General features: G+C 72.5%; 19 protein-coding genes and 2 tRNA genes. 8 read left to right on the top strand and 13 right to left on the bottom strand.

Annotation, left to right across the window (positions count from 1 at the left end; genetic code table 11):
• Positions 1–12: 12 nt before the first annotated feature.
• From ACZ63I_RS29185 to ACZ63I_RS29200, 4 genes are read right to left on the bottom strand one after another with little or no spacing between them, the layout of a single operon-like run.
• Positions 13–2,196: an ArnT family glycosyltransferase gene (locus tag ACZ63I_RS29185; protein WP_469342150.1), complete on the bottom strand. Its 2,184-nt coding sequence runs from the start codon at positions 2,194–2,196 to the stop codon at positions 13–15.
• Positions 2,193–3,521: a bifunctional glycosyltransferase family 2/GtrA family protein gene (locus ACZ63I_RS29190; protein WP_469342152.1), complete on the bottom strand. Its 1,329-nt coding sequence runs from the start codon at positions 3,519–3,521 to the stop codon at positions 2,193–2,195. Before ACZ63I_RS29190 ends, ACZ63I_RS29185 begins: the two co-directional genes overlap by 4 nt.
• Before the next feature lie 26 nt (positions 3,522–3,547).
• Positions 3,548–5,251 carry a sensor histidine kinase gene (locus ACZ63I_RS29195; protein ID WP_469342209.1) on the bottom strand — a complete coding sequence of 568 codons (1,704 nt, stop codon included), beginning with the start codon at positions 5,249–5,251 and terminating at the stop codon, positions 3,548–3,550.
• An 8-nt stretch (positions 5,252–5,259) separates the two neighbouring features.
• Entirely contained in the window at positions 5,260–6,015 is a 756-nt protein-coding gene (locus tag ACZ63I_RS29200) for a response regulator transcription factor (RefSeq protein ID WP_469342153.1), read from the bottom strand.
• A 135-nt stretch (positions 6,016–6,150) separates the two neighbouring features.
• On the opposite strand from ACZ63I_RS29200, the gene ACZ63I_RS29205 reads away from it, so the two are divergent.
• Positions 6,151–6,648, top strand: a complete 498-nt coding sequence (locus tag ACZ63I_RS29205) for a hypothetical protein (RefSeq protein ID WP_469342154.1) — start codon at positions 6,151–6,153, stop codon at positions 6,646–6,648.
• Between the two features lie 4 nt (positions 6,649–6,652).
• On the opposite strand, the gene ACZ63I_RS29210 is transcribed toward ACZ63I_RS29205, so the two are convergent.
• Together ACZ63I_RS29210 and ACZ63I_RS29215 are read right to left on the bottom strand one after the other, a co-directional pair.
• Entirely contained in the window at positions 6,653–7,684 is a 1,032-nt protein-coding gene (locus tag ACZ63I_RS29210) for an amidohydrolase family protein (RefSeq protein ID WP_469342155.1), read from the bottom strand.
• A gap of 55 nt (positions 7,685–7,739) precedes the next feature.
• Positions 7,740–8,660: a DUF2797 domain-containing protein gene (locus ACZ63I_RS29215; RefSeq protein ID WP_469342156.1), complete on the bottom strand. Its 921-nt coding sequence runs from the start codon at positions 8,658–8,660 to the stop codon at positions 7,740–7,742.
• 217 nt (positions 8,661–8,877) lie between these two features.
• Here ACZ63I_RS29215 and ACZ63I_RS29220 point away from each other — a divergent pair, with 217 nt between their 5' ends.
• Together ACZ63I_RS29220 and ACZ63I_RS29225 are read left to right on the top strand one after the other, a co-directional pair.
• Positions 8,878–9,843, top strand: a complete 966-nt coding sequence (locus ACZ63I_RS29220) for an aldo/keto reductase (RefSeq protein ID WP_469342157.1) — start codon at positions 8,878–8,880, stop codon at positions 9,841–9,843.
• Between the two features lie 145 nt (positions 9,844–9,988).
• On the top strand, positions 9,989–10,336 hold the full coding sequence (locus ACZ63I_RS29225; RefSeq protein ID WP_469342158.1) for an ArsR/SmtB family transcription factor: 348 nt from the start codon (positions 9,989–9,991) through the stop codon (positions 10,334–10,336).
• Positions 10,337–10,367: 31 nt separating this feature from the next.
• Here the strand turns inward: ACZ63I_RS29225 and ACZ63I_RS29230 are convergent, their stop codons facing one another.
• Entirely contained in the window at positions 10,368–11,051 is a 684-nt protein-coding gene (locus tag ACZ63I_RS29230) for a GntR family transcriptional regulator (protein ID WP_469342159.1), read from the bottom strand.
• Between the two features lie 103 nt (positions 11,052–11,154).
• Here ACZ63I_RS29230 and ACZ63I_RS29235 point away from each other — a divergent pair, with 103 nt between their 5' ends.
• Positions 11,155–11,703: a YbhB/YbcL family Raf kinase inhibitor-like protein gene (locus ACZ63I_RS29235; RefSeq protein WP_469342160.1), complete on the top strand. Its 549-nt coding sequence runs from the start codon at positions 11,155–11,157 to the stop codon at positions 11,701–11,703.
• A 62-nt stretch (positions 11,704–11,765) separates the two neighbouring features.
• Positions 11,766–12,113, top strand: a complete 348-nt coding sequence (locus ACZ63I_RS29240; RefSeq protein ID WP_469342161.1) for a VOC family protein — start codon at positions 11,766–11,768, stop codon at positions 12,111–12,113.
• Between the two features lie 187 nt (positions 12,114–12,300).
• Here ACZ63I_RS29240 and ACZ63I_RS29245 read toward each other — a convergent pair.
• Together ACZ63I_RS29245 and ACZ63I_RS29250 are read right to left on the bottom strand one after the other, a co-directional pair.
• A tRNA-Arg gene (locus ACZ63I_RS29245) sits at positions 12,301–12,373 on the bottom strand.
• Positions 12,374–12,533: 160 nt separating this feature from the next.
• Positions 12,534–12,624: transfer RNA gene (locus ACZ63I_RS29250), tRNA-Ser, on the bottom strand.
• 200 nt (positions 12,625–12,824) lie between these two features.
• Here ACZ63I_RS29250 and ACZ63I_RS29255 point away from each other — a divergent pair.
• Together ACZ63I_RS29255 and ACZ63I_RS29260 are read left to right on the top strand one after the other, a co-directional pair.
• Positions 12,825–13,310 (top strand): SSI family serine proteinase inhibitor, encoded by a 486-nt coding sequence (locus ACZ63I_RS29255; RefSeq protein ID WP_469342162.1) that lies wholly within the window; start codon positions 12,825–12,827, stop codon positions 13,308–13,310.
• Between the two features lie 227 nt (positions 13,311–13,537).
• Positions 13,538–17,947, top strand: a complete 4,410-nt coding sequence (locus ACZ63I_RS29260) for a response regulator (protein ID WP_469342163.1) — start codon at positions 13,538–13,540, stop codon at positions 17,945–17,947.
• A 70-nt stretch (positions 17,948–18,017) separates the two neighbouring features.
• On the opposite strand, the gene ACZ63I_RS29265 is transcribed toward ACZ63I_RS29260, so the two are convergent.
• From ACZ63I_RS29265 to ACZ63I_RS29280, 4 genes are all read right to left on the bottom strand, one after another.
• On the bottom strand, positions 18,018–18,437 hold the full coding sequence (locus tag ACZ63I_RS29265; protein WP_469342164.1) for a PPOX class F420-dependent oxidoreductase: 420 nt from the start codon (positions 18,435–18,437) through the stop codon (positions 18,018–18,020).
• A gap of 115 nt (positions 18,438–18,552) precedes the next feature.
• Positions 18,553–20,208: a long-chain fatty acid--CoA ligase gene (locus ACZ63I_RS29270; protein WP_469342165.1), complete on the bottom strand. Its 1,656-nt coding sequence runs from the start codon at positions 20,206–20,208 to the stop codon at positions 18,553–18,555.
• A gap of 304 nt (positions 20,209–20,512) precedes the next feature.
• The gene (locus ACZ63I_RS29275; RefSeq protein WP_469342166.1) at positions 20,513–21,109 is read right to left on the bottom strand and encodes a SigE family RNA polymerase sigma factor; all 597 of its coding nucleotides are present in this window, start codon (positions 21,107–21,109) and stop codon (positions 20,513–20,515) included.
• A 349-nt stretch (positions 21,110–21,458) separates the two neighbouring features.
• Entirely contained in the window at positions 21,459–21,764 is a 306-nt protein-coding gene (locus ACZ63I_RS29280) for a hypothetical protein (protein ID WP_469342167.1), read from the bottom strand.
• A gap of 350 nt (positions 21,765–22,114) precedes the next feature.
• Between ACZ63I_RS29280 and ACZ63I_RS29285 the strand changes: the two genes are divergently transcribed.
• Positions 22,115–23,035: a bifunctional DNA primase/polymerase gene (locus ACZ63I_RS29285; RefSeq protein WP_469342168.1), complete on the top strand. Its 921-nt coding sequence runs from the start codon at positions 22,115–22,117 to the stop codon at positions 23,033–23,035.
• Positions 23,036–23,052: the final 17 nt, after the last annotated feature.

Genomic DNA, 23,052 nt, shown 5'->3' on the forward strand with positions numbered 1-23,052 from the left:
TACTTCTCACGGTTACTTCTGCTGGGTGAGGTCGTAGAGGGTCGTGCCGTCGACGGTGACTTTGTGGAAGGTGGCGGCCACCCAGGTGGTGATGGCCGAGCTGGCGGCGCCCCCGGGACCGCCGCCGCCCGCGTTCTCCCCGCCGCCGGTAGCCCCGGCCAGGAAGTAGTGCACCTTGCCGTCGGACACGTACTGCTTGAACTGCGCGAGGGTCGGGGACGGGTCGCTGCCGTTGAATCCGCCGATCGCCATGACGGGCCGCTGGGTGGCGAGTTGGTAGCCGGCGGCGTTCTGGGAGCCGATGGCAGCCGCCGCCCAGGTATAGTCGCCGGCGTTCTTGAGGAGCGCGGCCTTCACCGGGGAGCTGACCTTCGTACCGCCGAGCAGTCCGCCCATGCCGCCGCCCATTCCTCCGCCCATGCCGCCGCCCATGCCGCCGCCACGGGGGCCCGTTGCGGTGCCGCCGGGCGCCTGGCCCGCGCCCGGAGTACGGCCCTGCCCCGGGCCGGGGGCCTGCGCACCCCCGGCCTGCGGGCCGCCGGTCTGTGAGCCCCCGGTCTGCGGGCCGACGCCGGGACCGCCACCGCCGGGGGGCCTGCCGCCGCCTCCGAAGCCGCCGCCGGGGCCGCCCCGGGCCGAGGCGGGGCCTGCCGTGATGATCGACCCGGTGTGCGGCGTACCGACCGTGGACAGCGTGTACGCCAGCGGCCCGGCCAGCGAGGCGGCGACGGCGAGGACCGCCACGGCGAGGACCGCGCGCCGCCCGAGCAGGACCGTACCGAGCAGCGCGGCCGCCGCGAGCAGCCCGCCCACCAGCACCGCCCAGCGCAGCCACGGCAGATAGTCGGGGGTCCGGTCGAGGAGCACGTACGACCAGACGGCGGTGCCCGCGGTCGTCACGGTCAGCGCCAACGAGCCGAGCAGCCGGCCCCGTTCCTCCCACAGGACGGTGGCGCCCATCCCGACGAGGGCGGCGATGTAGGGGGCGAGCGCGACCGTGTAGTACTCGTGGAAGATGCCGGCCATGAAGCTGAAGACCGCCATGGTCATCAGCAGGGCGCCGCCCCACACCAGGAACGCGGCGCGCGCCGTGTCCGTACGGGCCGCCCTGCGGGTCACCAGCAGACCGGCGACGAGAAGCAGCAGCGCGGCGGGCAGCAGCCAGGAGATCTGGCCGCCGACGGTCTCGTTGAAGATCCGGCCGAGGCCGGTCTGACCCCAGCCCCTGCCACCGCCTCCGCCGGGGCCGCCGCCTCCGCCGGGGCCGCCTGCGGCGCCTCCGCCCGGGGCGCCGCCACCGCCGACGCTGCCGGTCTCGTCGCCGCTGATCCGGCCGAAACCGTTGTAGCCGAAGGTGAGTTCGAGGAACGAGTTGTTCTGCGAGCCGCCGATGTACGGGCGCGACGACGCCGGCCAGAGCTGCACGATCGCCACCCACCAGCCGCCGGAGACCACCAAGGCGACGGTGGCCAGGGCGAGTTGACCCAGCCTGCGGCGTACGGGAGTGGGTGCGCACACCGCGTACACCACGGCGAGCGGCGGCAGGATCAGGAACGCCTGGAGCGTCTTCGTCAGAAAGGCGAAGCCGACGGCGACGCCCGCCCACAGCAGCCACTTCGTCCGCGCGTCCTCCAGCGCCCGCAGGACGAAGTAGACGGTGGCGGTCATCAGCAACGCGAGCAGCGCGTCAGGGTTGTTGAAGCGGAACATCATCGCGGCGACCGGTGTCAGCGCCAGCACGAGGCCCGCCGTCAGCCCGGCGGTCGCGCTGAAGCGGCGGCGCACGGCGGCGTACAGCAGCGCGACCGTTCCGACGCCCATCAGCGCCTCGGGCACCAGGATTTGCCAGGAACCGAGGCCGAAGAGGCGTACGGACAGGGCCATCGGCCAGAGCGCGGCCGGGGGTTTGTCGACGGTGATGGAGTTCGCGGCGTCGGACGAGCCGAAGAAGAACGCCTTCCAGCTCTCGCTGCCCGCCTGGACGGCGGCGGAGTAGAAGGAGTTGGCGTAGCCGGACGAGCCGAGGTCCCAGAGCTGGAGCAGCGCGGCGGCCAGCAGGAGCGCGAGGAGGGCGGGCCGCACCCAGCGGGCGTCGTCGGCCCTGCCGCGCCAGAACCGGCCAGCGGCGGACGCGGCGGAGGCGGAGGCGGCCCGGGGCGGGCCGCCGTGGCGGTGGTGGGTGATGGTCGTGGTCATCGCGCGTTCCTCGGGTCGGGAGCGTGGGTGTCGACGCGGTCGGGATCGTCTGTGGTGGTCCGGCGGTCGGGGCCGTCTGTATTGGTCCGGCGGTCGGGGAAGACCCAGGCGCGCAGCAGCAGGAACCGCAGCACGGTCGCAGCGAGGTTGGCGGCGATCAGCACGGCCAGCTCGGTGGAGTGGGAGGGGGAGCCGGCCGCGGCGTCGAGCGCGGCGAGCGAACCGCTGGTCAGGGCCAGTCCGATGGCGAAGACGACAAGGCCCTGTGCCTGGTGGCGGGCGGCGCGGTCCCGGCCGCGCACACCGAAGGTGAGTCTGCGGTTGGCGGCGGTGTTGGCGACCGCGGAGACGAGCAGTGCGGCGGCGTTGGCGAGTTGTGGACACAGGGTGGCGCGGAAGAGGGAGTAGAGCAGAAGATAGAAGAGCGTGGACAGGGCGCCCACGAAGCAGAAGCCGACCAGTTGCCTGGCGAGTCCGCCCGGCACTCCCCCGATCCGGCGGTCCCTTGGGTCATCACCGAAGGGCCTCACGAGCCGGTCCAGCGGCAGCGCGCCCATCGCCAGCGCACGTCCCACCCGCCAGACGCCCTTGAGATCCTCGACGGCCGTGGACACGATCCGCACGCGGCTGTCGGGGTCGTCCACCCAGTCCACGGGCACCTCGTGGATCCGCAGCCCGGCGCGTTCGGCGAGGACGAGCAGTTCCGTGTCGAAGAACCACCCGCTGTCCTCGACCATCGGCAGCAGCCGTTCGGCGACGTCCCGCCGTATGGCCTTGAAACCGCACTGCGCGTCGCTGAAGCGCGCGGAGAGGGAGGATTTGAGGATGAGGTTGTAGGCCCGGGAGATGAACTCCCGCTTGGGCCCGCGCACGACCCGCGACGACCGGGCGAGCCGGGACCCGATCGCCAGATCCGAGTGACCGGAGATGAGAGGAGCGACGAGCGGCAGCAGCGCGTTGAGGTCGGTGGACAGATCCACGTCCATATAGGCGAGGACCGGCGCGTCGGAGTGTGACCAGACGGCCCGCAGTGCGCGGCCCCGGCCCTTCTCCTCCAGACGGCAGGCCCGTACGCGGGGCATCGTCGCCTCAAGTCGGGCCGCCACCTCGGCCGTGCGGTCGGTGCTCGCGTTGTCGGCGACGGTGATGCGGAAGCTGTACGGGAAGGTGCGGGCGAGGTGGTCGTGCAGCCGCCGCACACAGGGTTCGAGGTCCCGCTCCTCGTTGTGGACGGGGATCGTCACATCGAGCATGGGGGCGGTGTCCGCACCGACCGGGAGGTGTTCCCGTGCCGGGAGGGTGCCCCAGGGCGTATCGGTTCGCATGCCGTCGACACTCGCCAAGGGCGCTGTCAGGGCTGTGTGGTGAGGCTGTGCCCAGGCTGTGAGTTGCGGGATTCGCGGCCGGTTCCGGCAGCGGACGGCTCGGCGGCGGACGGCTCGGCAGCGGTGTCGGCCGGCAGCCGGACCGTGAAGACGGTCCGTCCGGGCGCGCTCCGTACGTCCACGCTGCCGCCGTGCGCGGTAACCACGGCCCGCACGATGGCGAGACCGAGGCCGGTCGACCCGGCGGCGCGGGAGCGTGAGGCGTCGCCGCGCGCGAAGCGCTCGAAGACGCGCGGCAGCAGGGCAGGCGGGATACCGGGCCCGTCGTCCTGTACGTCGAGGACGACCCACCGGCCGGCCTCGTGACGTACCCGCGCGGTGACGGTCGTGCCGGGCGGGGTGTGCGTACGGGCGTTGGCGAGGAGGTTGACGAGCACCTGCTGAAGACGGGAGGAATCACCACGGACGACGGCGCCCGGAGGCGCGGCTCCGGCGGCGGAAGGGACAGAGGCGGCGTCCTGGGCAAGGGGAGGGGCAGGGGCAGAGGCGGCGTCCGGGAGGTCGAGGCGCCAGTGGTGGTCCTGGCCTGCGACGCGTGCGTCGCTGACCGCGTCCACGACCAGGGGGGTGAGGTCGACGCTCCCGTACGACTCGCTCGCCGGCAGCCGGCCGGCGTCGAGCCGGGCGAGGAGCAGCAGATCCTCGACGAGCCCGGTCATCCGCTGCGCCTCGGACTCGATGCGGCCGAGGGCGTGCCGGGTGTCGGGGCCCGTCTCCTCGTCGCCGCGTCGGGTGAGTTCGGCGTACCCCCTGATCGAGGCGAGCGGGGTGCGCAGTTCATGGCCGGCGTCGGCCACGAACTGGCGTACGCGCGTCTCGCTCTCCTGGCGGGCGGCGAGCGCGGAGCCGACATGGCCGAGCATGCGATTGAGCGCGGCGCCGACCTGCCCGACCTCGGTGCGCGGATCGGCCTCCGCTGCCGGTACGCGTACGAGCGGGGCCACCTCGCCGCTGTGCAGGGGTAGTTCGGAGACGTGGGTGGCGGTCGTGGCGACCCGGCGCAGCGGTCGCAGCGCCACGCCGACGAGCACGGCTCCCGCGATGCCCGCCGCGATCAGTCCTGCGACGGTGACGCACACCTCGACCAGGACCAGGGTGCCGAGGGTGTTCTGGACGGAGGTGAGCGGTACGCCCACGAGAAAGGAGCCATGGCCGCTGCTCACGTACACGACGCGGTAGTCGCCGTGGCCGGGGAGCCGCAGCGTGTGCGGGGCGCCGTCGCGGGCGACGCCGGCGAGGGCGGTGTCCTGGTCGGCGGTGAGGGGCTGCCCGGCGATACGGGGGCCGAGGCCGCCGGTGTTCTGCTGGGTGCTGATCAGGGCGCGGCTGATCGATCCGGCGTCGGACAGTTCGGCGCCGACCGTGCCGACGGGCGCGCCGCCGCCCGTCACGATCTTGAGCGCGTCGTCCCGGTCCGGCAGCCTGACCGGCGCGTCAGGGCCGGCGCCACCGGGCGGTCCTGCGGCCCGCGCGGCTATGGCGTGGACCTGCTGGTCGAGCTGGTCGTAGAGGTACGAGCGGAAGGCGATCGTGGTGACCGTCCCGATCACGGCGGCGACCACGGCGATCAGCGCGACCGCCGACACCACGAGCCGGGTGCGCAGCGACCAGCGCCCGCGGGTGCGCCTGGTCCCTGTGCGGGTGCGTGTCCGCGTGCGGCCGGGCCGTATGCGGCTGGTCACTGAGGTGCGAGGCTCGGCTCGCCGGGCTTGATCAGATAACCGGCGCCGCGCCTGGTGTGGATCATCGGCGGGCGGCCCGCGTCGATTTTCCGTCGGAGATAGGAGATGTACAGCTCGACGACGTTGGCCTGGCCGCCGAAGTCGTACGACCACACCCGGTCCAGGATCTGTGCCTTGCTGAGCACGCGGCGCGGGTTGCGCATGAGGTAGCGCAGCAGCTCGAACTCGGTCGCCGTCAGATGGATGGACTGGCCTGCGCGGGTGACGTCATGGCTGTCCTCGTCGAGGGTCAGATCCCCGACGACCAGCAGTGACTCCGATCGTACGGCGGCCGCGCCGGACCGCCGGATCAGACCGCGCAGCCTGGCCACGACCTCCTCCAGGCTGAACGGCTTGGTGACGTAGTCGTCGCCGCCCGCCGTCAGCCCCGCGATCCGGTCCTCGACCGCGTCCTTGGCCGTGAGGAAGAGGACGGGCACGTGCGGGAGATCGCGGCGCAGCCTGCCGAGGACGGCCATGCCGTCCATGTCGGGCAACATCACGTCGAGCACGACGGCGTCGGGCCGGAAGTCGCGCGCCGAGGTCACCGCCGACGCTCCGTCGGCCGCGCTGGCCACCTCCCACCCCTCGTACCGCAGGGTCATCGAGAGCAGTTCGGTGAGGGAAGCCTCGTCGTCGACGACGAGTATCCGGACGGGGCTCCCGTCCGGCCTGAGCATTTCGGTGCGCCCGCGGGGCGAGGTGATGGTCATGCTCCATACCCTGGGGACGCCCTCTGAGAGGGTTCTTGCGCCTTTCTGTGAATTGCCTGAGAAACGTGAGGACGCTCAACCCGGCTGCGGGTGACGCCGTTCGCGGTCCGCCCACGGCGCCGCCGTGCCACGTGCGTGCGTCGCCCGGAAGCGGGCCGGCGGGACGCCGTACCGGGCGACTTCCAGATCCTGCTCACCGACGAAGCCCCGGTGCTGTTCGGCGAGTGGCGGCGGCTCGTACGGTCGCGGCTGACGGCACCGGCCGCCGACCGCGCCACACGTGCCCGTACGGTCCTGCGCACGGGCGTGGACGGGCTGCCCGCCGGCTTCCGCCCGGTGCTGCGCTGGGAACCTTCCGTGCTGGAGGCCGACTACCCGGTCACCCGTGAACTGCGGCGCGGGGGACGGGGCTTACTGCTGCAACCGTCGTTCTTCTGCTGCCGCAGACCCGTCACCCTCGCGTTACCCGACGCGACACCGGTCCTGGTGTACCCGATCCAGCACACCCTCGGCTGGGCGCGGCGGCGCAGCCCGGCCGACCGGCGAACTCGCCGCGAAGTTCGACATCTCCGGTGCCGCCGCCAGTCAGCACACCGCGCTGCTGCGACGGGCCGGACGGCCCTCGACGCCTGAACCACTACGGGTGGACAGGGCCGTTCGGGGCGGTTCCGTCCGCCGGCAGGCCGAAGAGCCGGGCGCCGTTCTCGTAACAGACCGCCCGCAGCCAGGGGTCGCCGAGGCCCAGCGCTTCCAGGGCCTCAAGCTGATGGACGTACGGGTAGGGGATGTTGGGGAAGTCGGACCCGAGCAGGATCCGGTCCCCGAGGTCGGCGAGGCGGCCCTTCGCCTCCTTCGGGAACGGCGCGAAGCCCTCGGCGAAGTCCGTGAACGCGATGGTCGTGTCCAGGCGCACCTCCCGGTAGCGCGCCGCGAGTTCCAGGAAGTCCGTGTACTCCGGCATGCCCAGATGGGCGATCACGAGCGGCAGCCGGGGATGGCGTGCCAGCAGCCGTGCCACCGGTTCGGGTCCGGTGTACTTGCCTGCGGCGGGGCCCGAACCGCAGTGCATCACCACCGGCACGGCCGCGTCGCTGAGCAGCCCCCACACTCCGTCGAGCCGCTCGTCGTTGGGGTCGTAACCCCCCACCTGCAAGTGCGACTTGAAGATCCGCGCGCCGCCCTCGACCGCCTCGCGTACGTACGTCTCGACGCCGTCCTCCGGGAAGAGCGTCGCGGTCTGCAGGCAGTCGGGGGTGCGGGCGGCGAAGCCGGCGGCCCAGCCGTTCAGCCAGTCAGCCATGCCGGGTTTGTGCGGGTAGAGCAGCGAGGTGTACGCGCGCACGCCGAACGCGCGGAGCAGGGCGACCCGTTCGGTCTCCTCGTGCCGGTAGGTGATGGGCCACTCCATCCCGACGAGCGGCCCGGCGGTGTCGAAGTACTCCCACACCTTCTTGAGGACGCGTTCGGGCATGAAGTGCGTGTGGACGTCGACGAGTCCGGGCAGTCCGACCCGTGCGCGGAACCGCCGTACGGCCTCGACCTCGGCCGCGCCGCCCGCCGCCACCGTGATGCCGTCGGCCGTGACCGCACCCGCGGTGACCGCACCCGGCGTGACCGCGCCTGCAGTGCCCGCGCCCGCCGTAACCCCGCCCGTCTCTTGATCGTTCATGTGCTCCACCTTCCGACCAGGACCGGCGCCGTGTCCACCGAACGCGGAAGTGAGGTCAAAAGAGCCCGTCCTGCCCGGTGGGAACGACATCCGCGCGCAACTCCCGTACGGGAACGGTCAGCGAGCCGCCCGGATCGGACGAGACCAGTTCCCAGCCGCTCATCAGCCGGGTGTCGAGGACGACGAGCCCGCCGTCGGATGTGGCCAGATGCAGATCGGGTCCGGCGGCGGCGACGAGCCGTCCCGCGACGTGTCCGCCGTCGACCAGCTCGCCGACCACACCTGTCGAAGGCGCGAGGCCGTCGAGCCGGTGGCGGCCGTCGAGGCCGTCGAGGCCGAAGGCGTCCGCATGGTCCACCGGGTCGAACCCGGCGCGTTCCAGGGTCTGCGGCCACGTGTCGAGCGCGACCGCGCGGGCGTGCAGCGCGCCGACCTCGGCCGCCCGTTCGCCGCGCGGCGGCAGCGCCGTACGGACGGCCCGCTTGCGCTCGTACGGGATACGGTCCGGCACGCCGAGCGCGGTGCGCAGCACCTCCTCGGTCCGCCGGGCGGCCATCAGCGGCCCGCGCCCCAGCCAACTGAAGGTGACAGCGCCCTGTTCCAGCAGCCGGGCCGCGCCCCGCGCCTCGGCGGTGATCCCGACCTTCACCAGACCGGGGCCGAACCACGCGAGATAGACGCGGTAGGGGCGCGGATCGTCGGAGGTGTCGGCGGCGACGGAGTGCGCCCGATCGAGCCGCGCGCACTCGGGGCACTGCCCGCCCGTACTGCGGCCCGGCACGACGGCGCCGAGGGGGCAGACGTTGCCGCGGGCGCCGGGGCAGCGCCGGGCGCCGACGGCGCGGAAGGCCAGCTCACGCCCGTACACCAGCTCGCTGGCACGGGTCCGCACCCGGCTGCCGTCGCCGCTCACCCACTGGAGCGCGGGCGCCCCGCCGGACCACCGCAGCCCGGCCGCCCGCCAAGCGCCACTCACGCTGTGCCCCCTCCGTACTGAGGGATCCACTCTAGGGGGCGCGCGGGGCGCGGAGCCGAGCGTCGGAACGCGCCGCAGGAGCGATGGGGCTAGCGTCGAAAGGGAGAAAAGCCGCACGTCACACCCACGGCAGGGAAGCCACCACCCAGCACGCCCACCACCCAGCACGCCCACCGCACTGACGAAGCCCACCGCACTGACGAAGGACGCGATTCCCATGAAGCATGTGAAACTCGGCGACCTCGACGTCGCGCGTATCGGCCTCGGCTGCATGGCGATGTCGGCGTACTACACGGGCGCCGGCTCTGACGACGCCGAGGCGATCCGCACGATCCACCGGGCGATCGATCTCGGAGTGACCCTGTTCGACACCGCCGAGCTCTACGGCCCGTACAAGAACGAGGAGCTTGTCGGCCGCGCGCTCGCCGGCCGGCGCGACCAGGTGGTGCTGGCGACGAAGTTCGGCGTCCTCTCGCACCGCGACGGCGTGGAAGGCGGTCTCGACAGCACGCCGGAGAACATCCGGCTGGCCGTGGAGGGCTCGCTCAAGCGGCTCGGCACCGACCACATCGACCTCTACTACCAGCACCGGGTGGACACGAACACCCCGGTCGAGGAGACGGTCGGCGCCCTCGCCGAGCTGGTCGCGGCAGGCAAGATCCGCCATATCGGCCTCTCGGAGGCCGCCCCCGCGACGATCCGCCGCGCGCACGCCACCCACCCGGTCACGGCGCTGCAGACCGAGTACTCCCTGTGGGCGCGCGAGCCGGAGGCCGAGCTGCTGCCGCTGGTACGGGAGCTGGGCATCGGCTTCGTACCGTACTCACCGCTCGGCCGCGGCTTCCTGACCGGCGGCGTCCGCTCGACGGACCAGCTCGCCGCCGACGACTTCCGCAGGACCGATCCGCGCTTCGCGAACATGGCGCAGAACGTCCACATCGTCAACGAGGTCGAGGCGGTGGCCGAGGCGGCGGGAGCGCGGCCGGCGCAGGTCGCGCTGGCCTGGCTGCTGGCCCAGGGCGACGACATCGTGCCCATCCCGGGCACGAAGCGGGTCTCCCGGCTGGAGGAGAACGCGGCGGCCGACGCGCTGACCCTCACCCCTGACCAGCTCGGCCGCCTGAACGCGCTCGCACCGCCGACGGGCGACCGCTACGCGGACATGACATCGCTCAACAACTGACACGGGCCTTGCGGGGGCGGTGCGGTGGCGGCGTACCGTTCGTCGGGAAACGAACGGCGAGCGAGTACGCGGCGACACGCGCGCCGGCTGGGCGCGACGGCTCAGCGCGCCGCAGACGACGTACGCGAACGGAGGCACGGACGCCATGGCGGCACCGGAAGCACGGCCGGCGGCCCACCACCGCGCACCCCCCGTCCACACGGACCCCGCCGAGGTCACGCTGGAGACCGCGCTCCTGGCTCTCGCCGACCCCGTACGCCGCATCCTGGTACGCGAACTGGCAGCCGCAGCCGACTGGGAGCGCCCCTGCGGCAGCTTCGACGTACCGGTCACCAAGGCCACGCTGAGCCGCCACTTCGCCGTACTGCGCGACGCGGGCCTCCTGGAACAGCGCGACGCCGGCGCGAAGCGCCTGAACCGGCTGCGCCGCCCGGAGTTCGAGGCGCGCTTCCCGGGCCTGCTGACCTTGGTGCTCTCCTCGACAGAGAGCTGACCGCCCAGGCCTGAAACAGAGAGCTGACCGCCTAGGCCTGAGCGCCAGGGTCGGTCAGCCCGGCGGCGGTCTGGGTGAGGTGCTGGACCAGCACCTCGGCCGCGGTGTCGGCATCACCGGCCAGCGCGGCCTGCTCGAGCCGGCGGTGTTCGGCGACGCCGTCCCGGCCGGGATTACGGTGCGCCGACCAGCGACGCGCCAGCTCGCTCGCGGTCCACATCCGGTCGAAGGTGTCCATCAGGACGGGGTTGCCGCACCCCTCCAACAGGGTGCGGTGGAAGACCCGATGGGCTTCGGCCCACGCGCCGCTGTAGTACTCGCCCTCCTCCGGGAGGTAGACGGGGGTACGGCTCAGCCGGTGGTGTGCGGCACGCACCCGGGCCTCCCAGCCGACGTCGCCGCGCTCGACGGACATGCGCAGCAGGACGGGTTCGACGGTCCGGCGCGCCTCGGCGATCTCCTGCCAGCGGCGGTCGGAGAAGGCGGGCACGGCAAACCCCCGGTTCGGCAGCCGATCGGCCAGCCCGTCACCGACCGCCCGCACGAGCGCTTCCCGCACGACGGCCAGGCTCACGCCCTGCTCCTTGGCGAGGTCCTGCGGCTTGAGGGCGGCGCCGGGGGCGTGTTCTCCGCGCATGATCGCGTCCCGCAGGCGTAGGTAGACCTGCTCGGAGAGCATCTGCTTGCCCTGCGGGGGCTGGGTCGTCTGGGTCATGAGGTCAGAATAGACGATGGAAAGAATAATCGATTATAGTGAGCATCATCGATCGGAACCCTTGGTGTCCGATCAACGCACACCCACGAAAGGCAACGAGCACATGACCGAGAACGACCCCTTCGCCCGCCTCCCCGAGGCGGCCGACTTCACCGTCACCAGCACGACCGTCACCGAAGGAGCGGCCCTGCCCCCGGCGCAGTTGTCCGGCATCTCCGGTGTCCCCGGCGGCCAGGACGTCTCCCCGCAGCTCTCCTGGAGCGGCGCCCCCGAGGGCACGAAGAGCTACGCCGTCACGGTCTACGACCCCGACGCCCCCACCGGGTCCGGGTTCTGGCACTGGGCGGTCGCCGACATCCCCGCCACCGTCACCGACCTGCCGGCGGGCGCGGGCGACGACACCGGCGCGGGCCTGCCCGAAGGCGCCTACCAACTCCCCAACGACGCCCGCGCGTCCCGCTACATCGGCGCGGCCCCGCCGGCCGGCCACGGCCCGCACCGCTACTTCACCGTGGTGCACGCACTCGACGTCGAATCCATCGGCGTCCCCACGGACGCCACCCCGGCGGTCCTCGGCTTCACGATGGCCGGCCACATACTCGGCCGAGCGGTCCTGACGACCACAGCGGAAACAGCAGCGGCGATGAGTTGAAGGCGAGCCAACCGTCTACAAGGGAAGAGCCCCACCGAAGAGCCCGAGGAAAGGTAATAGCCATGAACGTGGCGCGCGTACTGATGGTCGCACCGGTACGGGACATCGAAGCGGCGGTGACCTGGTACGAACGCCTCCTGGGCCGCCCGGCCGACACCCGCCCCATGCCCTCCCTGGCCGACTGGCACCTCACCCAAGGCGGCTGGCTCCAGGTCTTCGAGGACCCCCAGCACGCGGGTTCCACCCTCCTCAACCTGGAGGTCCCGTCCCTGGACAAGGCCCTGTCAGACCTCACCACCCGAGGCCTGACCACAGGCCCAGTCCAACAGGGCGGCAAGATCACCCGCATCGCCTCCCTGGAAGACCCGGACGGCAACCGAGTCACCCTCCTGGAAAACCCAGTGACCTGACAGGTCGTCTAGACCCGCTTCAGACTGCGGTCCAGGATCACCCGCAGCCGATCCACGCCTGCGGCGTCCCGGGCTCCCCGTTTCGGGGCGGCCGCGCGGGGTTGCTGTGCGGGGTTGCTGTGCGGGGTTGCTGTGCGGGCAACGCAAGAGGCCCCTCGGATTTCTCCGGGGGGCCTCTGAGCTGCTGTGCACTCGGCAGGATTCGAACCTGCAACCTTCTGATCCGTAGTCAGATGCTCTATCCGTTAAGCTACGAGTGCTTGGCGTTCCGGGGGTTTTGGCCCCGGGCGGCGTTGCTTGAACAACATTACATGACCTGTGGCGCCAGGTGAAATCCGTTAGTCGGACCGCTGCTGACCTGCGGAGACGCCTTAAACGTACCGAAGCCCCGGCCGGGTGGCCGGGGCTTCGGTGGTGGTGCGGAGGCGGAGGGATTTGAACCCTCGATGGGTGTTAAGACCCAAACCGCATTAGCAGTGCGGCGCCATAGACCGGACTAGGCGACGCCTCCAGCACGTCCGCGCGGGCGCGGACGGTGCGTGCAGATGATGACACAGCCAGGTGGGGTGCCACCAATCGCTCCACACGGTACTAGGCAGTCGGGGGCAGGGCAAAGCCGGATCGGGTGCGCAACGCCGGGGCCGTACGCGCGTTAGAGAGGGCGGGCGACGTCCGCCCGTCCGGCACACGCCATCCCCGACAGGAGCCTCCATGTTGCGTCGCAGCCGTCTCGTCCTCACCGCCGCCGCCTCCCTCTCCGCGCTCGCCGCCCTCGCACCCGCCGCGTCGGCGGCCTCCGCGGTCCCGCAGGCCGCCGCCGTACCCGCGCGGCTCGGGCTGCCGTTGCCGCTGCCGCTGCTCCAGACGCAGGACAAGCTCGACCTCACCGTCACCGACCCCGCCGTGCAGAAGACGGCAGGCGTGTACGAGTTGACCTGCGGGCCCGCCGGCGGGACCCATCCGCGGGCGCAGGCGGCCTGCGACCGGCTGGAGGAGCTGGCCGACGGCGGGCGGGATCCGTTCGCGCCGGTGCCCGAGGGGCAGATGTGCACCCAGATCTACGGCGGCGCCGCCACCGCGCGCATCACCGGCACCTGGCACGGCCGCAGCATCGACGCCAGCTTCAACCGGTCCAACGGCTGCGAGATCGCCCGCTGGCAGGGGCTTGAGCCCGTTCTCCCCAGCGCGCGGGGGTGAGGACAGGCAGCGCCCCGCCCCAGGGCGCTCCTGCGGCCACCTGCCGAGGGGTGTGCGGGCGTTCGTACAGGGCATTCGCACAGAACCTTGATGAGAGCTCCTTCTCATCCGCAGCCGCGCCCGCGCCCGCAGCCTTTAGACTCCCTCCAGTGACAGGCTGAGACCATAGGGGCAAGATGGGACGCGGCCGTCCGCAAGGTGCAGTAGGTCAGGGAGGAAGCGTCGTCGTGAGCAGCAGGCCATCCCGAGGCGCTGCTCGCCTCGCGGCGATACTCGACGCACTCCCCGACGGCTTGGTGCTCGTCAACGCCAACGGCACGGTCGTCAACGCCAACACCATCGCCCTGGAGATGTTCGAGACGCCCGGTACGGCGCTGGTCGGGCGCGGGCTGCTGGACCTCCTGCCGGAGTTCGACTCCAAGCTGATCCCCGGTTCCATGCGCCGCCCCGACTCCGCCGACGCGCGCGGCCGTACGAAACCGACGCGGATGACCGCGCGGCGCACGGACTCCAGCGAGTTCCCCGTCGAGGTCACCAGCGCGGGCCTGGAGGACGGGCGCGACGCGTACAACGACATCCACAGCTACTCCGGCGACGAGCTGCTGATGCTGGTCGTCAGGGACCTGTCCGGGACCGTCGACACCGAGGCCGAGCTGGCCCGTTCGCAGCGGCAGACCGAGATGATCCTGCGCGCCGCCTCGGAAGGGGTCGTCGGTACGGACACCGACGGCCGCGTCGTGCTCGTCAATCCGGCGGCGGCCCAGATCCTCGGCTTCCGCGCCACCGACCTCGGCGGCCGCGAACTGCACACGCTCGTCCTGCACTCACGCGCGGACGGCGAGCCGTTCCCTTACGAGGACTCCCCGCTCGCCGACACCCTGCGCTCCGGCCGCAAGCACCGGGTGCGCGGGCAGGTGCTGTGGGCGAAGAACGGTTCGGCGGTGCCCGTCGACCTGACGACGGCGCCCGTACGCGACGGCGACCAGCTCGTCGGCGCCGTGATGACGTTCACCGACCGGCGCGCCCACGAGGAGCTGCTGAAGCAGCACACCGACGAACTCACCGAGGCGAAGGAACGCCACGCCGCCGAGCTGAAGGACATCACCGAACGGCTCGGCGCCGAACTGGCCGAGACGACCGAACGGCAGACGGCCGAGCTGGCCGACCGCAGCGACCGCTACGCGGCCGAGATCGAGGAACTCACCGAGCGGTACGAGTACGTCGCCGCCCGGCACGCCCAGCTCACCGCCGTGCTCGGCGGGGCCCTGCGCGGCCCGTTGGAGGAGCTGCGCGGCGAACTCGCCACGCTCGCCGCCGACCAGGCGGGCCAGCTCTGGCCCGAGGCCAACCAGATCCTGCACCATCTCGCCGCCGGCTACTCCCGGATGACGACGCTGGTCGACAACGTCCTCGGCTACCAGCGGCTCGACGACGGCACCGAACAGCTCACCAAGATGACGGTGCTGCTCGACGGTGTCGTCGCGGCGGGCGTCGAGGGCGCCATCGAGCTGATCGGGCCCGGCCGGGCGCAGTTCGCCGTGCACGCGCCGCCGATCGAGGCCGAGGTCGACCCGGGCAGGCTGGCGACGGCGCTCGCGCATCTGGTCGCCGACGTGGCCGGGGTCGACTCGACGGGCCGGGCCCGGATGATGCCGGCCGGCGGTTACGTCGACTCGACGATCGTGGTGGCGGCGGCGCAGCGCGGCAATGTCGTACGGATCGAGGTGCGCGGCCCGTTCCCCGGCGGCGACCCGGTGCACGAGCCGATCGTGCGCGGGATCGTACGGGCGCACGGCGGCGTGCTGCAGACGCACGAGGTGCCGGGGATGAGCGGCAGCGCGTACGTCCTGGAGCTGCCGCTCGGCGAGGGCTCGGGTACGGTCCCGCAGCCCGCGCAGGCGCAGGTCCCGCAGGCGCAGGTCCCGGAGCAGTCGGTGCCCGCTGTGGCGGGTTCCGGCACGGGTGCGGGTACGGGTGCGGGTACGTCGGGTGGCGGCCGGCGGCGTGCGCGACGCGCGTCGACGGACGCCTTCCTGGACGCTCCCGCGGAGGAAGTCGCCGGAGAGCCGACGGGCCGCCGCAGGGCCCGCGCGGCGCAGCCGGGCCAGGAGACGCCGGCCGGCGGAGTCGGCCCGGTGCCTGGCCAGGACACCGGCGGTGGCGGGGCGGTCAGCGGGGGCGGTACGGGTCGCCGGCGCGGCCGGCCGAACCCGGCGGAGGAAGCAGCGGCACCGCCCGGCGCCCTGCCCGGCGCACCGCTAGGTCCCGTCGGCGCCGGCCCGGTCGGTCCGGGTCAGGTTGGTCCCGGCCCGGTCGGTCCGGGTCCCGTGGGCCCCGGTCCCGTCCCGCCAGGTCACGGTGGCCCCGGCCCCGGGTCCGGGCTCGCACTGCCGACGGCCCCGGCCTCCGAGGGCTCCGTCGTCACGTCCGCCGAGGGCGCGCATCCGACGGGGCGCGCGGCGCGCGGCGCCGCCGTACCGCCGCGGGGTGTGCCCGTGGACGCCGCTTCGGCGGGTACGGCTCCGGCCGGACACCGCGCCCAGCAGCACGGTGGCCAGAACGCCCTGCCGGCCCTGACCGCAGGACCCGTCACCGCAGGACCCGTCACGGCCGCCCCCGGCCAGCACACGACCGGCCAGCACACCGGTCAGCACAGCACCGGCCAGCACGGCACCGGTCAGCACAGCACCGGCCAGGAAGCCGCGGGGCACGCCGCGCCCGGACGCCGGGCGCGCCGCGCGCTCGCCCCGGCGCAGGAGCGGCACGTACCGCCGCCCCCGGCACCGACCGATGCCGTACGTTCGACGTTCGCGCTGCCGCCCGCCGAGGCCGACCGCGCCCCGGCCGCCGGGCCAGGGCCCGTACCCGGCTCCGTACCCGGGCCCCGGACCGGTGCGGGACCCGACGCCTCGCTGCCCGGCCGCCACGACATCGCACGCGTCGAGCCGGACGAGGACCACACCCCGCCGCAGGCGCACCCGCTGCCCGCGCGGCGCCCGCTCGACCCCAACGGCTGGTCCACCCCGAGCGGTCCGCCGGAGGCGGCCGTCCCGCCCGACACCGCCCAGGCGAACGCCGCTCCCGGCATGCCGACCTCCAGCGGCTTCGGCACCCTGGGCGGCCGGCCCGGCTGGCCGGACCCCGCGCCCGATGACGGTGACAACGGCCCGGACACGTCGGGCCCGCAGTCCTCGGTAGGGCCGCCGACGGCCGACTCGTCGGCCCCGCATCCGCCCCGCGCGGCGCACCAGCCGCTGCCGCCCGCGCAGCCGCTGCCCGAAGAGGCACCGGCGGCGGACTCGGCGCAGGGGCGCGCGTTCAACGTGCGTACGCTCGGCCAGGGCGTCCCCTTCGCGCAGCAGATCGCCAAGAAGCAGGCCCAGGCCCAGGCGCAGAGCCACAACCAGGCGCAGGGTCAGCAGGTCCAGAGCCTGCACCAGGCCCAGGCGCACCAGACCCAGGCGCAGCAGACTCAGCCGCACCAAGCCCAGGGCCAGCCGATCCAGGGCCAGCACGTCCAGGGCCAGCACGCACCCGCCCCGCACGCACCCGCCCCCCAGGCTCCCGGCCAGCACGTTCCCGCCCAGCACCCCGCCCCGGACCACTCCCTCGGCGGCCAGGGCCAGGCCAGCCAGGCCGGCCAGTCCGGAACGCTCGGCTCCGGCAGGCGTCGCAAGCTCGGCTCACGCGCCGACGGCGAGTCCGCAGAGCCGGACGCCAGGTCGCACCCGCAGTCGCCTGACCAGCCCGCGCAAGGCGGCGGCTCGCGGCTCGCGGGCGGCCGTCCCGAGGGCAGGTCGTACGCCATAGGCGCCCCCGACGAGGGCGCCGAGGGCCCCGAACCGCTGGACGGCCCCGGTGGCGCCGTCGAGGTGGCCAACCGGCCCCAGCCGCAGCCCGTCGACGACGAACTGCCCCCGGAGCCGCTGGACAACCCGCGCCGGCTGCTCGTCTGGCCCGCCCCCGACGTCTCCACGTCGCAGGCGCTCAGCGACCGCGGCTACCGCCCGGTCGTCGTGCACTCACGCGAAGAGGTGGCGGCGCAGATCGCCGCGTTCCCCGCCGCCCTCTTCGTCGACCCGCTGACCGGTCCCATCACCCGCACCGCGCTCCAGTCGCTGCGCCAGGCGGCGGTCGCCGCCGAGGTCCCCGTCCTGGTGACGGCCGGGCTCGGGCAGGCCACGAGGGAAGCGGCGTACGGCGCCGACCCCGCCGTCCTGCTCAAGGCGCTCGCGCCGCGCGACAGCGAACAGCACCCGTCGCGCGTGCTGTTGATCGAGGAGCACGAAGAGATCGCCCTCGCGCTGACGGCGACGCTGGAGCGGCGCGGCATGCAGGTCGCGCGGGCGGCCGACGACAACGAGGCGGTCGCGCTGGCCGCCCAGATGCGGCCGAACCTCGTGGTCATGGACCTGATGCAGGTACGCCGCCAACGCGCCGGAATCATCGACTGGCTGCGCTCGAACGGCCAGTTGAACCGTACGCCGCTGGTCGTCTACACCTCGGCCGGCATCGACCGCGCCGAACTGCCCCGGCTTACCTCGGGCGAGACCGTACTGTTCCTCGCCGAGCGCTCGACGAGCGTCGACGTGCAGTCGAGGATCGTCGAGCTGCTGGCGAAGATCGGTACGAACTAGCATCGGTACGAACTAGCCTGGGGGCACAAGCGGCAGGGGCACAGGCGGCAGGGGCACAAGCGGCAGGGTCTCAGACCCCGCCCCAGCCGTACGCACGCGTCAACGGCAGCCGTACGAGCAGCCGTTGCTCGCTCACCATCGCCTCGCGGAACTCGGCCCAGTCGGGGTGTTCGCCGCGCAGCGCGCGGTAGTGCTCCACGAGCGCGTCGGCCGACGCGTCGTCGCCGCGCCGCGTGACGGCGCCGAGTTCGGCCACGCCCTCGCCGACGGCGTACGCACCGAAGTCCGGCGACGTCACGTAGTAGCTGGCCCGCGGGTCGCGGCGCAGGTTGCGGGTCTTCGCGCGGTCGTCGGTGACCGAGATCAGCAGGACGCGGATCTCCGGATCCCAGAGGTGGCCGACGTTGGACAGTTGCGGCCGTCCGTCGCGCTTCAGCGTCACCAGGGCGCCGGTGGGGGTGGCGGCGAACAGGCTCCAGATGTCGGACATATGAGCGCTCCCTCGTCTCGGGCCCACGGCGAGGACGTCTGGGCCCGTCGCGGGCTCGTCGGAAATGAGACGGGCGGCGCCCCCGAAGAGCACCGCCCTCTCGAACGCTACGAACCTACAGCCGCGTCACGTCCAGCTCCCCGTTCGCGTACTGCTTGCGGATCACCTTCTTGTCGAACTTCCCGACGCTCGTCTTCGGCACCGACTCCACCAGCACCCACCGCTCCGGCACCTGCCACTTCGCGACCTTGCCGACGAGGAACGCCTTGAGCGCCGCGTAGTCGACGGACGCGTCCTCCTTGAGAACGACGGTCGCCAGCGGCCGTTCGCCCCACTTGTCGTCCGGTACGGCGACGACCGCGGCCTCCGCGACCTCCGGGTGGGCCATGATCGCGTTCTCCAGCTCGACGCTGGAGATCCACTCGCCGCCGGACTTGATGACGTCCTTCGCGCGGTCGGTGAGAGTCAGATAGCCGTCGGGGCTGATGACACCGACATCGCCGGTACGCAGCCAGCCGTCGGCGCTGAACTTATCCTCGGGCACCAGCTCCTCGCCGCCCGCGCCGCCGTAGTACGCGCGGGCGACCCACGGGCCGCGCACCTCCAGCTCGCCCGCCGACTCGTTGTCCCACGGCAGGAGGTCGCCGCCGGGGCCCACCAGCCGCGCCTCGACGCTCGCGGGGAAGCGGCCCTGCGTAATGCGGTACGGCCATTCCTCCTCGGCGGTGAGTCCTGCGGGCGGGTTGGACGTCGTGCCGAGCGGCGAGGTCTCCGTCATACCCCAGGCGTGGCAGAGCCGTACGCCGAGCTTGTCGTACGCCTCCATCAGCGCCGGCGGGCAGGCCGAGCCGCCGATGGTGACGCGGGCCATCGAACTCAGGTCGCGCGGATGCGCGGTGACCTCGGCGAGCAGTCCCTGCCAGATGGTCGGGACGGCGGCGGCGTGCGTGGGCCGCTCGCGCTCGATCATCTCGGCGAGCGGGGCGGGCTGCAGGAAGCGGTCGGGCATCAGCATGTTGATGCCGGTCATGAACGTGGCGTGCGGCAGGCCCCAGGCGTTCACATGGAACTGCGGCACGACGACCAGGGTCGTGTCCCGGTCCGTCAGACCCATCGACTCGGTCTGGTTGACGTTCATCGAGTGCAGATAGATCGACCGGTGCGAGAAGACGACGCCCTTGGGGTCGCCGGTGGTGCCGGAGGTGTAGCACATCAGCGCGGCCTGGCGCTCGTCCAGCTCGGGCCAGGCGAAGCTCTCGAAGGCCGCGGAGTGGCGGGCGAGCAGTTCCTCGTACTCGTGCACCTCGGCGGCAGCGCCCTCCAGGACCGTACGGTCGCCTGCCCCTGACACGATGATGTGCTCGACGGTCGGCAGGTCGTCGAGGAGCGGGGCGAGCAGCGGCAGGACCGTGCCGTTGACGATGATGACGCGGTCGGCCGCGTGGTTGACGATCCAGCTCAGTTGCTCGGCGGGCAGCCGCAGATTGAGCGTGTGCAGGATCGCGCCCATGGACGGGACAGCGAAGTACGCCTCGACGTGCTCGGCGTTGTTCCACATGAGGGTCGCGATCCGCTCGTCGTCCATGACGCCGAGTTCGTCACGTAGCGCGTTCGCGAGCCGCGTCGCGCGCCCGCCGATCTCGGCGAAGCTGCGGCGCTGCGGTTCACTCTCCCCGGTCCAGGTGGTGACCTGCGCCTTTCCGTGGATGGTCATCCCATGGCGCAGGATGCGGGTCACAGTCAGCGGTACGTCCTGCATGGTGCTCAGCACGGCGTCCTCCCGGTCGGCGATAGCGCTACGTGGCAGACAATGCCTGCGAGGATTCTGCGCACGTACCGCTTGGTATGTCACTACCCGGGAGTAGATGGGCCGCGTCACGCCGTCTGTCAGGGCTGCCGCTGCCGCAATCCGCTGCCGCTGCCCAGCGGGCGGCTGCTGCGGTCGCTGCGGCTGCCCAGTCGGCGGCTGCTGCTGTCGCCGCCTGTTTCCCCTGACGCCTGCTCCCCCTGACCGCCGCCGGCTCCCCCTGACGCCTGCTCCCCCTGCCGCCTGCGGGCCGGGCCTGCCCCGGGTGCTACCGGACCGGCGACAGCTCCGGGTCCTCGCGCAGCTTGCCGAGGGCGCGGGACACCGCGCTCTTGACCGTACCGATCGAGACGCCCAGCACCTCGGCGGTCTGGGCCTCGCTGAGATCCTCGTAGTACCGCAGGACCACCATCGCCCGCTGCCGGTCGGGCAGCCGCAGCACCGCGCGCCACATGGCGTCGTGCAGCACCTGCCGCTCGGCGGGGTCCGGCTCGGGCACGCCGGTCGGTTCGGGCAGCTCTTCGCAGGCGAACTCGTCGACCTTGCGCTTGCGCCACTGCGACGTGCGGGTGTTGAGGAGAGCCCTGCGCACATACCCGTCGAGCGCGCGATGGTCCTCGATCCGGTCCCACGCCACATACGTCTTGGTGAGCGCGGTCTGGAGAAGGTCTTCGGCGTCGCTCGGGTTGGCGGTGAGCGAGCGTGCCGTACGCAGCAGGACCGGCCCCCGGGCCCTGACGTACGAGGAGAAGGAGGCGTAGGGCGGGCGGGCCGCGTGCACGGGGGTCCGCTGGCGCGGAATGTGCCCCGAGCGAGCCCCCGCTCCGGCGGCTTCGGAGGAAGTCGTGCAGACAGACGTGGTCATGGCTCCACGCTAGGAGGGGGCGCCTCGCGGGGGATCGGCCCCAGGTCCCGAAACGATGTCCGCCCTAGGGTGTAGGGCTGGTGCCTGCCCCACCTCCTGAAGGTGGAGGTGGCGTGGTCCTGGCTCTCGGGGTAGACCCCGAGGCGGCGGGCGGCGCCACGCAACGTACCGCGCCCGCCGTACGGCGCTCGACGTAACGAACGAAGAGGCGCTCGACGTACGGACGAGAGGCGCCCGCCGTACGGACGACGAGGTCTGCGCGACGGCGCCTCGGCACCGTCGCGCAGACCTTCGTTCATTCCTAGCTCACCCTTCGGCCCCCCGGCCCCCCTGGGTATCGGACCGGCTGTCACCAGAGATTGGTGAAGTTCACGGTGGTGTTCGACTGCTTGATCGCGGTGAAGGCCGAGCCTGTCACGCTCGCGGTGTTGTTCTGGTTGGAGGCCCCGGCGCCGGACGCCACCTGCTGAGTGGTGGTCGAATTGCCCGAGTTGTTGCCACCCACACCGCTGCCCAGGATCGTCGCCACCGTCGCGTTCGAGCCGTTGCTGGCCGCTCCGCCGTTGTCGGCGGTGGCCACCCCGGTGAACAGGGCGGCAGCGAGGGGGAGCGCGGCGACTGCGGCGATGACGCGGGCGGTACGGATGCTTGCCATGTCTTTTCCTCCAGGAACGAGAAGAACGAGAAGTACGGCTTTTTCCAGGGAAGTTGGCCGACCGCCCCGGACGTTGGCTCGACGTCGCGACCTCAGAATTGCCCACCGAATCCCTCTCGAACCACCCCTCAGCCGCCAATTCCCCCGCAAGCGTGATGACATGTCGATAAACCCCTGTCGCCCCGACAAAACCGCCGCGTGTGCTTGTGAACGGGTGAAACAGGACGCCGTCCGGGGCGCCGCAACGGAAGAAGCGTTCCGGCAGATTTCCGGCCAACCTCTTTCCGGCCGCTGCCGAGCGCCCCCGGATTCCCCTTCCCTTATTCGAACGAGTGTACGAACATAGAGGTATGGCCACCACCGTCCGGCACTCCGCCACCCTGGCCCTCGCTCACGCGCTGTCCGCCGCCGAGCGCGGTCTCCCCGTCATCCCCTTGTCCCCCACCAAGCTCCCGGCCCTGCGCTCCCCCCACCGCGGCGAGCCCGAGCCCGTCCTGTGCCGCGGCGAGTGCGGCCTGCCGGGCCACGGCGTGTACGACGCGACGACCGACCCGGACGGCGTGCGCGCGCTCTTCGCCGCCGCGCCCTGGGCCACCGGCTACGGCATCGCCTGCGGCCGGCCCCCGCACCACCTCATCGGCATCGATCTCGACATCACGGACGAGGACCGGACCTCGCACACCACACCCGACTCGGTGGCCGCGCTCCAACAGATCGCCCTGCAGCACCTGTTCACGCTGCCGGAGACCGTCACCGTGCTCACCCCGAGCGGTGGCCGGCACATCTGGCTGAAGGGGCCGCCGAACGTGGTCGTGCCCAACTCGGCGGGCCGGCTGGCCCCCGGGATCGACGTACGCGGCGCGGGCGGCTACCTGGTCGGCCCCGGCTCGGTGAGCGCACGCGGCGCCTACCGGCTGGCCTCCGGTACGGAGGACCTGGCGCCCGCACCCTGCCCGCGCGCGCTGCTGCGCCTGCTCGCTCCTCCCACTCGGCCGAACCACACCGAAGGGGCGCGGGGCGCCGAAGGGGCGCGGGGCGGCAGCCCCGTACCGCAGCCGCAACAGGGCTACGGCCTGGTGCAGTTCGTCCTCGCGGCGCACGAGGGGCAGCGGAACACGCGGCTGTTCTGGGCGGCCTGCCGGGCGTACGAACACGGCTTCGGCGCGGAGTTGGCGGGGAGCCTGGTCGAGGCGGCTGTTCGAACGGGGCTGAGCGAGCACGAGGCGCGGCAGACGATCGCGTCGGCGGCGCGTCTGACGTCGGGCGGGTGACGTCGGGCGGATGAGAC

It is taken from the genome of Streptomyces sp. NPDC087906, assembly GCF_055584925.1.

Bases quoted from the DNA above. Each gene is read 5' to 3' on its own strand.
- ACZ63I_RS29185 (WP_469342150.1), bottom strand. From the start codon at position 2,196: ATGACCACGACCATCACCCACCACCGCCACGGCGGCCCGCCCCGGGCC.
- ACZ63I_RS29190 (WP_469342152.1), bottom strand. From the start codon at position 3,521: ATGCGAACCGATACGCCCTGGGGCACCCTCCCGGCACGGGAACACCTC.
- ACZ63I_RS29200 (WP_469342153.1), bottom strand. From the start codon at position 6,015: ATGACCATCACCTCGCCCCGCGGGCGCACCGAAATGCTCAGGCCGGAC.
- ACZ63I_RS29210 (WP_469342155.1), bottom strand. From the start codon at position 7,684: ATGAACGATCAAGAGACGGGCGGGGTTACGGCGGGCGCGGGCACTGCA.
- ACZ63I_RS29220 (WP_469342157.1), top strand. From the start codon at position 8,878: ATGAAGCATGTGAAACTCGGCGACCTCGACGTCGCGCGTATCGGCCTC.
- ACZ63I_RS29225 (WP_469342158.1), top strand. From the start codon at position 9,989: ATGGCGGCACCGGAAGCACGGCCGGCGGCCCACCACCGCGCACCCCCC.
- ACZ63I_RS29230 (WP_469342159.1), bottom strand. From the start codon at position 11,051: ATGACCCAGACGACCCAGCCCCCGCAGGGCAAGCAGATGCTCTCCGAG.
- ACZ63I_RS29235 (WP_469342160.1), top strand. From the start codon at position 11,155: ATGACCGAGAACGACCCCTTCGCCCGCCTCCCCGAGGCGGCCGACTTC.
- ACZ63I_RS29240 (WP_469342161.1), top strand. From the start codon at position 11,766: ATGAACGTGGCGCGCGTACTGATGGTCGCACCGGTACGGGACATCGAA.
- ACZ63I_RS29255 (WP_469342162.1), top strand. From the start codon at position 12,825: ATGTTGCGTCGCAGCCGTCTCGTCCTCACCGCCGCCGCCTCCCTCTCC.
- ACZ63I_RS29265 (WP_469342164.1), bottom strand. From the start codon at position 18,437: ATGTCCGACATCTGGAGCCTGTTCGCCGCCACCCCCACCGGCGCCCTG.
- ACZ63I_RS29275 (WP_469342166.1), bottom strand. From the start codon at position 21,109: ATGACCACGTCTGTCTGCACGACTTCCTCCGAAGCCGCCGGAGCGGGG.
- ACZ63I_RS29280 (WP_469342167.1), bottom strand. From the start codon at position 21,764: ATGGCAAGCATCCGTACCGCCCGCGTCATCGCCGCAGTCGCCGCGCTC.
- ACZ63I_RS29285 (WP_469342168.1), top strand. From the start codon at position 22,115: ATGGCCACCACCGTCCGGCACTCCGCCACCCTGGCCCTCGCTCACGCG.